The 13,337-nt window shown below is 66.4% G+C and carries 16 protein-coding genes and 1 tRNA gene; 6 read left to right on the top strand and 11 right to left on the bottom strand.

All coding sequences use genetic code 11. From position 1 onward, the window contains the following. Nucleotides 1-521: 521 nt before the first annotated feature. The 4 genes from MF270_RS19135 to MF270_RS28380 all read left to right on the top strand — a co-directional run bounded on the left by MF270_RS19135 (nt 522) and on the right by MF270_RS28380 (nt 1,760). Nucleotides 522-920, top strand: coding sequence for a helix-turn-helix transcriptional regulator (locus MF270_RS19135; RefSeq protein WP_238367381.1), 399 nt, complete (start codon nt 522-524; stop codon nt 918-920). Further along, nucleotides 913-1,299: a PAS domain-containing protein gene (locus tag MF270_RS19130; RefSeq protein ID WP_238367380.1), complete on the top strand. Its 387-nt coding sequence runs from the start codon at nt 913-915 to the stop codon at nt 1,297-1,299. Before MF270_RS19135 ends, MF270_RS19130 begins: the two co-directional genes overlap by 8 nt. 66 nt (nt 1,300-1,365) lie before the next feature. Beyond that, a tRNA-Thr gene (locus tag MF270_RS19125) sits at nt 1,366-1,441 on the top strand. Between the two features lie 61 nt (nt 1,442-1,502). Then, nucleotides 1,503-1,760 (top strand): DUF6538 domain-containing protein, encoded by a 258-nt coding sequence (locus MF270_RS28380; RefSeq protein WP_336246037.1) that lies wholly within the window; start codon nt 1,503-1,505, stop codon nt 1,758-1,760. On the opposite strand, the gene MF270_RS19120 is transcribed toward MF270_RS28380, so the two are convergent. The 4 genes from MF270_RS19120 to ppk2 all read right to left on the bottom strand — a co-directional run bounded on the left by MF270_RS19120 (nt 1,694) and on the right by ppk2 (nt 3,707). Beyond that, complete coding sequence (locus MF270_RS19120) at nt 1,694-1,903, bottom strand: hypothetical protein (protein ID WP_238367379.1); 210 nt, start codon at nt 1,901-1,903, stop codon at nt 1,694-1,696. The genes MF270_RS28380 and MF270_RS19120 overlap by 67 nt on opposite strands. Nucleotides 1,904-2,142: 239 nt before the next feature. Next, nucleotides 2,143-2,295 (bottom strand): hypothetical protein, encoded by a 153-nt coding sequence (locus MF270_RS19115; protein WP_238367378.1) that lies wholly within the window; start codon nt 2,293-2,295, stop codon nt 2,143-2,145. 126 nt (nt 2,296-2,421) lie between these two features. Further along, entirely contained in the window at nt 2,422-2,565 is a 144-nt protein-coding gene (locus MF270_RS19110) for a hypothetical protein (RefSeq protein ID WP_238367377.1), read from the bottom strand. A gap of 224 nt (nt 2,566-2,789) precedes the next feature. Then, a complete protein-coding gene (gene ppk2 / locus MF270_RS19105) occupies nt 2,790-3,707 on the bottom strand; it encodes a polyphosphate kinase 2 (protein ID WP_238367376.1) in 918 nt (305 codons plus the stop codon). A gap of 80 nt (nt 3,708-3,787) precedes the next feature. Here ppk2 and MF270_RS19100 point away from each other — a divergent pair, with 80 nt between their 5' ends. Beyond that, nucleotides 3,788-4,111: a hypothetical protein gene (locus tag MF270_RS19100; protein WP_238367375.1), complete on the top strand. Its 324-nt coding sequence runs from the start codon at nt 3,788-3,790 to the stop codon at nt 4,109-4,111. A 219-nt stretch (nt 4,112-4,330) separates the two neighbouring features. Continuing rightward, the gene (locus MF270_RS19095; protein ID WP_238367374.1) at nt 4,331-5,278 is read left to right on the top strand and encodes an SDR family NAD(P)-dependent oxidoreductase; all 948 of its coding nucleotides are present in this window, start codon (nt 4,331-4,333) and stop codon (nt 5,276-5,278) included. A 36-nt stretch (nt 5,279-5,314) separates the two neighbouring features. Here MF270_RS19095 and MF270_RS19090 read toward each other — a convergent pair whose 3' ends face one another. From MF270_RS19090 to MF270_RS19060, 7 genes are read right to left on the bottom strand one after another with little or no spacing between them, the layout of a single operon-like run. After that, nucleotides 5,315-6,880 (bottom strand): flotillin family protein, encoded by a 1,566-nt coding sequence (locus tag MF270_RS19090; protein WP_238367373.1) that lies wholly within the window; start codon nt 6,878-6,880, stop codon nt 5,315-5,317. 13 nt (nt 6,881-6,893) lie between these two features. After that, on the bottom strand, nt 6,894-8,369 hold the full coding sequence (locus tag MF270_RS19085; protein ID WP_238367372.1) for an aldehyde dehydrogenase family protein: 1,476 nt from the start codon (nt 8,367-8,369) through the stop codon (nt 6,894-6,896). Between the two features lie 15 nt (nt 8,370-8,384). Beyond that, nucleotides 8,385-9,566 carry an ATP-binding cassette domain-containing protein gene (locus MF270_RS28235; RefSeq protein ID WP_272490818.1) on the bottom strand — a complete coding sequence of 394 codons (1,182 nt, stop codon included), beginning with the start codon at nt 9,564-9,566 and terminating at the stop codon, nt 8,385-8,387. Next, nucleotides 9,559-10,287, bottom strand: coding sequence for an ABC transporter ATP-binding protein (locus MF270_RS19075; protein WP_238367371.1), 729 nt, complete (start codon nt 10,285-10,287; stop codon nt 9,559-9,561). Before MF270_RS19075 ends, MF270_RS28235 begins: the two co-directional genes overlap by 8 nt. After that, a complete protein-coding gene (locus MF270_RS19070; protein WP_238367370.1) occupies nt 10,284-11,216 on the bottom strand; it encodes a branched-chain amino acid ABC transporter permease in 933 nt (310 codons plus the stop codon). Before MF270_RS19070 ends, MF270_RS19075 begins: the two co-directional genes overlap by 4 nt. After that, complete coding sequence (locus tag MF270_RS19065; protein ID WP_238367369.1) at nt 11,213-12,079, bottom strand: branched-chain amino acid ABC transporter permease; 867 nt, start codon at nt 12,077-12,079, stop codon at nt 11,213-11,215. Before MF270_RS19065 ends, MF270_RS19070 begins: the two co-directional genes overlap by 4 nt. A 57-nt stretch (nt 12,080-12,136) precedes the next feature. Next, on the bottom strand, nt 12,137-13,336 hold the full coding sequence (locus MF270_RS19060) for an amino acid ABC transporter substrate-binding protein (protein WP_238367368.1): 1,200 nt from the start codon (nt 13,334-13,336) through the stop codon (nt 12,137-12,139). Nucleotide 13,337: the final 1 nt, after the last annotated feature.

The following is a 13,337-nucleotide window of genomic DNA, read 5'->3' as shown; positions in this document are numbered from 1 at the left end:
GGGTCGATCGCGGTCCCGATCGCCTCGTCTCGCCCGTCCGATGAGGGACCCTGCGGTTCGGCCCGGATGACATCAGCCTGCCCGTGGAACTTCCACGGCATCACCTGCCGCGCCAACTCCACAAGATTCCGCCTTGTCATCCGTCTTTCCCTTCTCCGGTCCGCCGTGTCCCTTGTGCCGTCTGGCCGTTTCGGGGGGCGTCTCTCTTCGTTTGGTCGATGTTCTTATTTATTGAGGTTACTCGTGGCTCCAACGTGACTCGAATGAGGTAAATTCGCGGCTCAACGGGGCGAAATTGCCGCATTCACCACAAAAAACGAGAAAAAACGCTGAAATTCCACGATGCCGGGCAGAGCTTCGCGAATAAATTGAGAATTTGGCGACGGAGTCGTGGGAGTCTCGCGTTCTGCGAGAGGCTTTCGGGAATCGCGGGCCGGCCCCGGCTTGTGCCGATTCTTGCGCCGTGCTAGCCCTGACGCATCCGCCCTGCGAGGGCGCGGCCAGCGATCCCCTGCAACCGGATGGACATGCCCAACCAGGTCTACAGATACATCGGCACCCGTCTGAAAGAGCTGCGCGCGGAACGCGGGCTGACCCAGGCGCAGGTGGCGCAGGTCCTGTCTGTCAGTCCGCAGCAATACCAGAAATACGAGGATGCCAGCACCAAGTGCAGCCTGATCCACATCTATTCACTGGCCCAGCACTACGGGATCGCGGCGTCGGACATCCTGCCGATCCGCAACAAGACGAACGGTGAGCCCGATCCCAACTACCACGCGCCCGAGGAGGACACGGGCAGTGATGCCGACCTGGTCGCCCGGCTCGTTACAGCCTTCGTGGCGATCAAGGATGCCAAGCTGCGCCGCAGCCTCGTGCACGTGATCGAGTCGGCGGCGGCCAATGGGAGCAAGAATGAGTGAGAGTAAGAAGTCGGGCGAAGCTTTCTCGGAAAACGAGATGCGCTTCGATCCTGACGTGCGTTGCGTGGTGATCTGTTCCGCCGAGTCCGGCAATCCGGTCACCTCGGTCACGGAGACGTTCTACCGTTACACCGGCTACACACCGGGCGAGGTGATCGGCCGGTCGCTGAGCATGCTGCACGGGCCCGACACCTCGCCCGAGGCGGTCGACATGTTCCGTTACCTGATCCACAGCGGCGAGTCCGGCAAGGTCAAGATCCTGAACTACGCCAAGGACGGCACGCCGTTCTGGCACCATTGCGAGATCCGTCCGATCAGCAACGGCTCGGGCGAGTTGACGCATTTCATCTGCGTGCAACGCCCCGAGTCGCTGGATTGACCAGTCGAGCGGGCGGGATTCTCTCTTGCGCCCCGGCCTGCGGCTGCTGTATCTGACGCCCCGAGTGCCCCTATAGCTCAGCTGGTAGAGCAACTGATTTGTAATCAGTAGGTCCGCGGTTCGAGTCCGTGTGGGGGCACCATCTCTTCGACTAACGCATTGGTTTCGCTTCAGATTCTTGCAGTTTCTTGGAGCCGTAGACCATGTCGGAGACCAATTCACCCGCGTTCAGGTATCCGAATTCAGGGATTTGTTACTTCAGCCGTCGCAACCCGACCGAGTTGGAAGCCCACGACATATCGCCTGGCATCGCGTTTTCGTTGCGCACCGGATCAGCCCGGATAGACGAAACCAAAGCCAGACGCGAAGCCGATCAGCTGGACGAGTACTGGTCTTATCTGCGGTCGCAGTCCGAGGAACTACTGGGAAAGGTGTCACAGCGTTCGAGGAAGTCTGCATGATGGAAGCCATAGGGAAGCCCGAGTGCTTCTATGAGGGGCTGGTCCAGCACATACCAAACAGAGCCGCCGCCATCATGGTGGGTGGCGATGTGGGTGGGCAGGGCGCAGAAGTCGTTGATGTCCATCGGGCTGGTCATGGTCATGGGGTTTCCTTTCCGGGTGTCGGAGGGCGCATTGGAGTGAACGATTGTGTGATCCGGCTTGCTTGTGAAAGGGTGCCGGGCATCATGTCGCGCAGAGGCGTGAGCGCAACAGGCCGAATGACAGTCAGGCTGAGCAAAGGTGGCACTTATCCCCCTCGATGGGGTGGGGGCGCTGAGGCGAAGGGCGTAAATCGCTCGGTCGCTGTATCGATAAGGCGCTCAGATGTCTGACCCCTACATCAGCCCAGGTCGGAGATCGTGACGTCGGCCGCCGGGTCCACGGGGAAGTCATCTTCCCGGCGCTGGATGCCTTTGGCCATCCTCAGCCCCTTCGAGGTCCGGCGCTCCAACTCGGTCACGGCGTAACCCCGGCCAGCGATCTCATCGAGCAAGCGTCGATCCGTGCCGATTTGCTTGTGGAAGGGGTAATATCCAAACTCTGTGGCGTTCGAGGCCCGCACCAAGCAAACTTGACCCGCTGTCCACGAAACCGGCAGCAAGCCAGGCCACGGGGATGGTCACTTCGGCTGCCTCGACAGCGTCGATGTTGGCGAAGAGCACCGGCGGAGAGGGGTGAACGGCAGGCCGATCCCATTGCCGCCGAGATCGGCATGGATGTTGCGCACGCCGGCGATGTCGAAATCGACGCCGGTCCGCTCCATTCGGTCATATCCCGCGACGGTCGCGCCGTGGGTGCCGGTCCCGGTGGTGCCCGCCGTCCGAAAGAAATGGCTCTGCCGCGGCGGTGCAATGGCGCCATCTCCGCGCCTGCGCTCGGGATACTCACCGCACCGGGATGCGCCCGGAGGCGGGCTGTGACAGCCCGGTCAAGGGAATGTCGAACTTGGGACGAATGCGCCGGGCGGGGGATGCCCCGGCGCCCGGGTCAGTACTTGGAGGGTACGTAAAGCTCGGGCGGCAGCACGGCGCGCTCGTACTCGGGGTTGTACGTCCGCTCGGGCAGGGTGACGTCCTCGTGCGGAACCGGCTCGTACGGGATGCGCGACAAGAGGTGGTCGATGCAGTTCAGCCGGGCGCGCTTCTTGTCGTTGCCGGGGACGATGTACCAGGGCGCCTCGGGGATGTTGGTGCGGTGCATCATCTCTTCCTTGGCCTTGGTGTACTGTTCCCACCGGACGCGGGATTGCAGGTCCATCGGCGACAGTTTCCACTGCTTAAGCGGGTCGTGGATGCGCATGAGGAAGCGCATCTGCTGTTCCTCGTCGGTGATCGAGAACCAGTACTTGAAGACGCGAATCCCCGACCGCACCAGCATCCGCTCGAACTCCGGCACGTCATCGAAGAACTGTTCGACCTGGCTCTCGTCGGCAAAGCCCATCACCCGCTCGACCCCCGCGCGGTTGTACCATGAGCGGTCGAACAGCACGATTTCGCCCGCGGCGGGCAGGTGCGGCACGTAGCGCTGGAAATACCACTGGCTCTTCTCGCGCTCGGACGGGGCGGGCAGGGCGACCACGCGGCAGGCGCGCGGGTTCAGCCGCTGGGTGATGCGCTTGATGACGCCCCCCTTGCCGGCGCTGTCGCGGCCCTCGAACAGCACCACGACCTTTTCGCCGTGGTACTGCACCCAATCGTGCATCTTGATCAGTTCCGATTGCAAATACAGCAGCTTGCGCAGGTAGTCGCGACGCTCGAGGCTGGGCGGATGCGCCTTCTGGTAGATCTTGCGAATCTCCATCGACAGCGCCGGCTCGGACAGCTCGAGCTCGTAATCCTCGTCCAGCGTGTCGGCCAGCTCCGCCTCGAGCCAGTCCAGCTCGGTCTCGTCCCTTTTCTTGTCCATCTCTCGCTCCGTTCGGCCCGGGCCCGTCATGCCGCGGGGGGCATGGGCCCCATTTCGTGACAAGTTTATGTGACAGAACCATGATCGTGCGATTTTGCAGCTTGTGCGAGGGCTATCTGCGCGGATATGGCGTCACGCTCCGGATGCACGCGCGTCGTCATTCGGTCACGATATGCGGGTACATCCGGTCCCGCGAGCGTTTCGAGAGTGAAGACATGATTACGGTATCCCGTGAGAGCGGCGGTTTCCTGGTGACCTGCCTGAGCAAGGCAGGCGAGGTCGAGGCCAAGGTGCGGTTCGACGCCGAAGCGGATGCGTGGGATTTCGCGCAGACCTGGGGCGATTGGGTCGGCGCGAAGGATGCGATCCTGGTGGAACAGACGGCGCGCCCCGACGCCGCCTGACAGGCCGATAGCTGACAACGCGAACGCAATGACCCGGCCGTGGCCGGCAGGACAGTCATGCGCGCAGAGAATGCCTTTGCCGGATGTTCCGCGCACTGGGGCACATCGCCGGTGCGGACGTGGGCGAGGCATCGGGCACCCTGGGGGAATACCTGTGTGACAGGCGGGACGGTGCATGCAAGCCCGGGCCCGCCCCCAGGAAATAATCCGGAGCATACAATGTCTTATGATCTGACAGGCAAGACCGCCATCGTCACCGGCGCGGCCGCCGGCATCGGCGCCGCCATCGCCGAGGAGCTTGCCTCGGCCGGCGCCACGGTGGTGATCGCCGATCTCAAGCAAGAGACCGCAGAGGCCCAGGTGGCGGTGATCGAAAGGGCCGGCGGCACAGCGCTGGCCGTGGCCGCGGACGTGTCGAACCCAAAGGATGTCGAGGCCATGGTCGCCTTCGCGGTCGAAAAGACCGGCGGGCTGCATATCCTTGTCAACAATGCGGGGATCGGCGGGCCGGACGTGTCGACGGGCGACTACCCGCTGGATGCCTGGCATGGCGTGGTGAACGTCGACCTGCACGGCACCTTCTACGGGCTGCGCTATGCCATCCCCGAGATGAAGAAGGCCGGCGGCGGCGCCATCGTCAACATCGCCTCGATGCTGGGCGCGGTGGGCTTTCCGGGCAACCCGGCCTATGTCGCGGCCAAGCATGCCGTCGTCGGGCTGACCCGAAACGCGGCGCTGGAACATGCCGCAGACAACGTGCGCATCAACGCCGTGGGGCCGGGCTTCATCAACACCAAGATCCTCGACACCAACCTTGACGAGGCGGGCAAGCAGTTCCTCAAGGATCAGACCCCGCTGGGCCGGTTGGGCGAGCCTGCGGACGTGGCCGCGCTGGTCGGATTCCTGGTGTCGGACCGGGCGTCCTTCATCACCGGGTCGTTCCACATGGTCGACGGCGGCTATACCGCGAAGTTACCCCAGCGCCGGGCGGACATCGCGCCCGCCCGGTCGCGCCACTGTCGGCGGGCGGGGCGCCATCGGCGTTCACAGTTCGATAACCATTTGTCGGACATGCTGCCCGAAGGCACCGGGGCGCCATGGATGAAAGCAAGAGGCCCGGACCCTGCGTCGCCGCAAGGTCCGGGCCTCCGCCCGACCCCGATTTGACCCGGCTGGTCCCCGCCGGGTCTTGTCCCCACGAGGTCAGTCCCGCGGCTTTCCCGGTGCCCCGGCGACATGGTCGCCGATCTGTTCGCCCAGCCGGGTCATCGCCGGCATCGACACCGCCATGTCGAGGATCGCGTTCACGACCTGCGACACCGGAGAGCCAGTGCCCGGCTCGCCTGCCTGCCCCTCGGCCCCGCCGCGCGGCCCGAGGCCGGACAGCTGGTGCACGGTGATGCTGTCGATCTTCTCGGCCGGCTTGACCATCTGCGCGATGATCCCGGGCGCCGCCGCAAGCCGCGCCTTTTCCAGCTCGAGCGCGGCCAGCGCCTCGGAGCGGGCATTCTCGGCCTCGATCCGGGCCGCGTCCGCCTCGATTTCGGCCATGCGCAGAAGCTTGAGCGCCTCGGCCTCGGCGCGCTTGGCCTCGGTCCGGTCCTTGGCCGTGGCCTTGTCGCTTTCGGCGGCGATCTTCGCCCGAGTCGCGGCCGTCTCGGCATCCTGCTGTGCGGCGATCAGGGCGATGGCCTTGCGCCGTTCGGCCTCGGCCATCTGGCGCGCGGTCTGGATCGCCTCTTCGGCCTTCACGGCCTCGGCCCGCACGGTGTCGGCCTCGGCCCGGGCGCGGCTTTCCTCCTGGCTCTTGGCCGAGATCTGGATCTGCCGCTCCTGCTCGGCGATGTTCAGGGCGCGGTCCTGCGCGATCTCGGCCTCGCGGATCGCCAGCTCGCGGGCGATGTCGGCGGACTGGATCTCCTGCTCCATCCGGATGCGGGCATGGGCGGCGTCGCGTTCGGCATCTGCCTTGCGGCGGGCCACCTCGGCCAGCTGCGCGGCCATCAGCGTCTCGACCTCCTGCGCCTGGGCAATCTCGGCCCGGCGTTCCTCGAGGTCGATCTCGAGCTTGCGGCGGCTGGCCTCCATCGCGGTGCGCCGCACCTCGACCTCGCTGTCGCCCTCGATCTGCGCTCGCTCGCGCTTGGACTTGGCGATCACCTCGGCCAGCTTGCGCATCCCGACCGCGTTGAAGGCGTTGGTCTCGTCCAGAGACGAGAACGCCGTCTGGTCGAAATCGGTCAGCGACACGGAATCAAGCTGCAGCCCGTAGCGCCCCAGCGTCTCGCCCAGGATGTTGCGCACCTCGCGCACGAACTCGGCGCGGTCCTCGTGCAGCTCGTCCATGGTCATTTGCGCAGCCACCGTGCGCAGCGCGTCGACCATCATGCCGTCGATCAGCGATTTCAGCTCGTCGGGCTGGAAGGTCCGCCGCCCCAGGGTCTGTGCGGCGCGGGCGATCGCATCCGCCTCGGGCACCACGGAGGCGTAGAATTCCGCGCCAACATCCACGCGCATCCGGTCTTTGGTGATAAGGGCGCTGTTGCCGCGCCGGACCACGTCCATGCGGATCGTCTGCATGTTCACGCGGTTGATCTCGTGGAAATACGGGATCGCCAGGGTGCCGCCGTCGATCACGACCTTGCGGCCGCCGATGCCGGTACGGACGAGGCTGACCTCGTTCGTGGCCCGTTCGTAGAACCAGGCGGCCAGCGCGATCAGCGCGGCGGCGAGGATCAGAAGGACGATGATCCATCCAAGTGCTGTCATGTTTCCATCCTCCTCAGAAAACCGGCGGGAAGTGCCGGCCGCCGCGATCCAGCGTGATCCAGCGCAGTTCCGTGAACGCGTCCAGCGACCAGCGCCCGCCGTAACGGCCGACGCCCGAAGCCTTGGTGCCACCGAAGGGCACGTGCGGCTCGTCGTTGATGTTCTGGCAATTGACGTGACAGATGCCGGTCTCGATATGCTCGGCCATGCGCAGGGCACGGGCCTCGTCGCGGGTCATGATCGCCGCCGTCAGCCCGTATTCGGTGTCGTTGTTCAGCGCGATGGCCTCGGCCTCGTCGCGGAAGGGGGCGACGATGACGACCGGGCCGAAGGTCTCGTCGTGCCAGATGTCCATCTCGGTCGTCACGCCCGTCAGCACGGTCGGCTCGACGAAGTTGTCCCAGGCCTTGCCGCCGATCTCGGCCCGAGCCCCCTTGGCCAGCGCGTCGTCGATCAGCGCCTTGACGCGCAGCGCCTGGCGGGTGTTCACCAGCGGGCCGATGACGTTGTCCTTGTCGCGGGTGTGGCCGGTCTTGAGCTTGGCCGCGCGGGCGAGGAACTTGCGCATGAAATCGTCGTAGATGCCTTCCTGTACCAGGATCTTTTCCGTCGACATGCAGACCTGGCCCTGGTGCATGAAGGACCCGAAATTGGCCGCCTTGGCCGCGTGGTCGAGGTCGGCATCCTCGAGGATGATCATGCTGTCCTTGCCGCCCAGCTCGACGCAGGCCTTCTTGAGATGCGCGCCGCACTTGGCCGCGATGTGCCGCCCCACGGCGGTAGAGCCGGTGAAAGACACGGCCTTGACGGTCGGGCTCTCGATCATCTCGTCGCCCACCGCGCCGACGCTCTCGCGCGAGCAGGTGACGACGTTGAAGACGCCGGCCGGGATGCCCGCCTCTTCGAGGATCTCGGCAAAGTACAATCCGCCGGCGTAGGGTGTGTCCTCGGACGGTTTCAGCACCACGGTGTTGCCGACAGCCAGCGCGGCGGCAAAGCCGCGCGAGGTCAGGATGCCGGGCATGTTCCAGGGGCTGATCACGCTGACCACGCCCAGCGGGAAGCGGGTGGCCATCATGAACTTGTGGTGCTCGGAGGGCAGCACCTCGCCGATGTTCTGGTAGCAGAGGGCCGAGGCGCTGCGGAACACCTCGGCGACATAGCCCGCCTCGAACATGCCCTTGCCGAACCAGCCCCCGCCTTCTGCCACGGCGGCCGCGACGAAGTCATTCTTGCGGCGGTCCCAGGCGTCGGCGATCTTGAGCAGGTAATGGGCGCGCTCGTGGAAGGCGAGGCCCGACCAGGCCGGAAAGGCCTTTTTCGCGGCGGCGATGGCGCGGCGCGTGTCCTCGGCCGAGCCGTCCGGGATGCGGGCGTAAAGCGAATTGTCCGACGGGTTGAGGTCGTCGAAGGTGCGGGCGGCGGGCGTCCATTGCCCATCGATATACATGCCCTTGATGGTCGGGGCGGTGGCGGAGTGGTCCAGCATGGGTGGCTCCTTTCCTCAGGGTTGGCGCGTGCGATTGCGCGAACGGTCGCGGGCACGGGCAGCGGCGGTTTCGATCTCTTGCAGCATGTCGCGCAGCCGGTCCGACTGGCCCGTCAGGTCGGGCATGACGGGGCGGGGTGGGCTGGCCGCGCGGGCGGGTTTCGTCGGCGCGGGCATCGGCCCGGGCTTGGGCGCGGCTGGCGGCTGGCCCCGGCGCGAGGCCATCTGGCTGGCCCGCGCCACGAGGTCGGCCGTGTCGATCCTTGCCGGCGGGACCGGGGCCGGTTGCGAGACCGCCCGCTGGGGCGGATGAGCCCTTGGCTCAGGCTGCGGCGTGGGCGTGGGCGCAGGCGCTGCGGCCGGTTTCGCCGGCGGGGCCATGCGCGCCATGGCCTGCGCGGCGATCTCGGACGGCGAGGGCCCCTTGGCGGGGCGCGGGGCCGACGGGGCAGGGGCGGGCATGCCCTTGCCGGCCCCAGGTTTCGCCGCCGCCCCGCCCAGGTAGGCCTTCTGCACCGCCGGGTCCTTGGCGAGGTTCGCGGCCGTGTCCTCGTGCACCACCTGGGTGTTCTCGAGCAGGTACCCGCGATCCGCGATGGCCAGCGAGGCCTTGGCGTTCTGCTCGACCAGCAGGATGCCGATGCCGGTGTCGCGCACCGCGCGCAGGCTCGAAAACAGTTCCTTCGACAGCAGCGGCGACAGGCCCAGCGACGGCTCGTCCAGCGTCAGCACTGCCGGGTTCGACATCATCGCGCGGCCGATGGCGACCATCTGCTGCTCGCCCCCCGACATGGTGCGCGCCACCTGTCGCCGCCGCTCGCGCAGCTTGGGGAACAGCGTATAGACGCGGTCGAGGTTCACCTCTTCGGCGTCCTTGGCGCGTTGGGCATAGGCGCCCAGCGTCAGGTTCTCCTCGACCGTCAGGTCGCCAAAGATGCCGCGCCCCTCGGGCACCAGCGCAATGCCTTCCTCGACGATCCGGTCGGGTTTCATTCCGACCAGCTCGTGCCCGTTCATGGTGATCGAGCCCGTGACCTTGCCCTCGCAGATCCCGCTGATCGCCTTGAGCAGCGTCGATTTCCCGGCCCCGTTGGCGCCCAGGATCACCACGATCTCGCCCTTGCCGACGCGGACCGAGGCGCCCTTGAGCGCCGGGTGCTGGCCGTAGGCGGCGGAAATGCCTTTGACTTCAAGCATCGTCGTCCCCCAGGTAGGCGCGGATCACCTCGGGGTCCGACAGGACCGCCTCGGTCGAGCCTTCCGCGATCTTCTTGCCCGAGGACATGACCACGCAGGCGTCGCAAAGCGACCGGATCGCGTCCATCACGTGTTCCACCAGGATGATCGTCCGCCCCTCGTCCCGCAGGCGGTGGATCAGGTCGATGCCTTCCGTCAGCTCGGTCGGGTTCAGCCCGGCCAGCCATTCGTCCAGCAGCAGCACCTCGGGCTCGCCCGCCAGCGCGCGGGCCAGTTCCACGCGCTTGGTGTCGATATAGGTCAGTTGGCTGACGTGGGACCGGGCCTTGTCGGCGATCCCCACGGTTTCCAGCACATGCTTTGCATGCCGCTCGGCCGAGGCGCCCCAGCGACGGCGGTGGCCAAAGACCGCGCCGGCCATCACGTTCTCGACCACGTTCATGGATGGCAGCAGCCGCACCAGCTGGAAGGTCCGCGCCACGCCCTTGCGGGCGATCTCGCGCGCGGGAAGCCCGGTGATCTCGCGGCCGCGCAGGGCGATGTCGCCATCGGTGACGGGCAGGGCGCCCGAGATCAGGTTCAGCGTGGTCGACTTGCCCGACCCGTTCGGGCCAATGAGCCCCAGCACCTGGTGCTCCTGCACTTCGAAGCTGACGTTGTCGACAGCGACGAGCCCGCCGAACTGCTTGGTCGCGCCGGAAAGTTTGACGACAGCGGTCATGCCAGGGCCCTCCGCCGGGCCGAGCGGTGCTTCACCCGGTCCCAGAGCCCGACGAAACCGCCCGGCAGCAGGTAGACGATGGCCAGGAAACTCAGCCCCAGCAGCAGTGTCGTCTGGTTGGGGAAAGAGGACGAGATCGCCTCCCACAGCAGGGTAAAGGGAATGACCCCCACGAGCGGTCCCCAGAGGCGCCCGGTGCCGCCCAGGAGCGCCATGATGACAACCTGGAAGGACAGCATGGGGGTAAAGGCGGTCGAGGGCTCGATATAGACGTAGCGGGGCGCGATGATCGCGCCGACCACGGCGGCGACCGCGCCCGAGACGATGAAGAGCGCGACCTTGCTGAGCGCGGTGTTGATGCCGACATGGCGGGCCACGTCCTCGTCATCGCCGATGATGCGCAGCGCAAAGCCAAGGCGCGACCGGCCCACGGCCCAGCCGATCAGGAACACGAGACCCGCGAGCGCGACCAGCTGCCAGTAGATGTCGTTGTCCGTGAGGTCGGTCAGCACGTAGGTGCCCTTGTGGCCCGTCTTGTTCTGGTACCAGGTGACGACCTGCCGCGTCATCTCGGCCAGGCCCAGCGTGAAGATGACGAAGTAGACGCCCGACAGGCGCAGCGTCGCCAGCCCCACCAACGCCGCCAGCACGCCGCCGACGACGGCGGCGATGGGCAGAAGGGTCCAGTAGGGCAGGTGGTCGATCCCCGCGCCGGTGACATAGGTGCCGACGCCGAAAAAGGCCGCCGTGGCGAGAGAGATGTAATGCGTCGGCCCCGAGAACAGCGCCCATGACGTGGCGAGCACGGTATACATCGCGATCGTCACGCCCAGCGAGATCAGGTAGCCGTCGCCGGTCAGCGGCAGCAGCGCCGCCAGCACCAGAAGGGCAGCGCCCCATGCAAGGTTGCTCAGGTCGCCGCGTTTCATGTCGGTTTCCTTCCGAAAAAGCCCTGCGGCCGGAACAGCAGGATGGCGATGAACAGCGCATAGGCGGCGGCCAGCGTCAGGCCGGGGTCGATGAAGGTGGCCACGAGCGTCTCGCCCAGCCCCAGCACCAGCGCGGCGAGGATCGTGCCGCGCACGTCGCCGACCCCGCCCATGATGACGATGATCAGCGCCTTCATGGTGAACATCACCCCGGTCGAGGCGTCGAGCGTCAGGAAGGTCGAGATGACCGCGCCGCCGACGGCCGTGACCGCTCCGCCAAGGGCAAAGGCACGGGCGGATAGCTTGGGCACGTCGATGCCGACCAGGCGCGCGTTCTCGGGCGACACGGCCACGGCGCGGATCGCCATGCCGGCGCGCGAGACGTTGAGCCAGAGGTAGAGCCCGGCGCAGAGCAGCGCCGCGCAGCCAAAGGCCACCACGCGGTTCAGGCCGAAATTGTCACCGAAGATGACCACGGGGCGCGCAAGGTAGGAATAGCTGAAGTAGTCGCCGCCAAAGGCCCAGAGCATCAGGCCCACCATGACGAATGAGAGGCCGAAGGTGGTCAGGATCGCGTCTTGCTCCAGCATCCCGCGGCTTTTGGCGCGTTTGACCAGAGGGCGCAGCATGATCCGGTAGACCAGCCAGTTGAGCACGTAGGCCACCGGCGCCACGATGAAGATGGTCAACAGCGGGCTGACCTGCCCGGCGGTGTAAAGGGCAAAGGCGGTGAAGCCGCCGATCACCAGCATCTCGCCATTGGCGAGGTTCATGATGCGCGACACGCCGTATTGCAGGTTCAGCCCCATGGCGATCAGCGCATAGGTGCCGCCCAGGATGAGGCCGGTTATCAGGATGTCCATGTCTGCTCCGCTTGGGGTCGCGCGGCCCCGGGATAGGGGCCGCGCGGGTCTTGGGGATTATTCCCAGCCGGTCTTGAGGATCGGGGCCACCGCGCCCTCGCGGCCGGTTTCCTTGATCCCCTTGAACTCGCCGCCCTGCCACTGGCCGACGGTCCAGTAGGCCGTGTTGTTGTTCTCGTCGTCGAAGTCGATCGTGCCCATCACGGTCTCGAAGGAATTGTCCTTGATGAACTGCGTCACCTCGGCCATGTCGAGCGTGCCGGTCGTCTCGATCGCCTCTTCGAGGATCTGAAGCGAGGCGTACATCATGCCCGAGGCCCAGTAGTCCGGCTTGGACCCGGTCGCGGCCTCGAGGCGCGCGGCGTAATCCTGGAACGCGGGCGAGGCGGTGTTCACGCCGCCGATGCCCATCACGCCCTCGGCCGCTGCGCCAAAGCGCCCGCCATAGGCCGGGAAGGCGGTGGCGACGGCAGTGTAGAAGGCCTTGACGTTCAGCTCTTCGATCATCGCCTGTTCGGTCAGCCCGAAGGTGTCGGGCGGGTAGGACCAGGCGACGAAGGCGTCGGGCTCTGCGGCCTTCGCGGCCTTCATGATCGGCGACAGGTCCGGCGTGCCCAGGGGATAGGAGGTCTCGTAGACCAGCTCGAACCCGGCCGCCTCGAGCGCGGGTTTGCCGACGGCCGCCAGCTCGATGCCGAAGGCGTCGGCGACGTTGACCATGGCGACGCGGTTGCCGATCTCGCCGGCCTCGCGCAGTTCGGCCAGCACCTCGACCGCGTCCTCGGCCAGGTCGGACGAGCGGCCCAGCAGGAAGAACATGTCGTTGAACTGGGCCGAAAGCTCACCGATCTGGTCGGTCGCGGCGGACGAGGTGATCTGCGGGAACCCCAGCCGGTCAAAGATCGGCGCGGCGGCAAGGTTCAGGCCGGTTGAATAGGGCGCGAGGATGATGTCGGCATCGTCCTGCGTGGCCAGGCGCTGCACGGCCTTGATCGTCTCGGCCGGGTTGGTCTGGTCGTCGTATTCGATGACCTCGAGCATGCGCTGCTCACCGCCGACGGTCAGCCCGCCGCGCTCGTTCACTTCCTTGACCCAAAGCGCGATGTTCGGCCAGTGGGTGACCGCCGCGCCGCCCGCCAGCGGGCCGGTCTTGGGCGCGACCGCGCCGACGATGATCGGATCGGCGGCCATGGCGGCCCCGGCCACCAGCGACGCGGCCAGCAGCGTCGTGGCCTTGAAGAACGTTCTGCGTTTCATT

This window comes from Mesobacterium pallidum (genome assembly GCF_019966535.1).
In the GTDB taxonomy this organism is placed as follows: domain Bacteria; phylum Pseudomonadota; class Alphaproteobacteria; order Rhodobacterales; family Rhodobacteraceae; genus Mesobacterium; species Mesobacterium pallidum.
The sequence above is the reverse complement of the archived record's forward strand: the minus strand, read 5'-3'. Positions and strand labels throughout refer to the sequence as shown.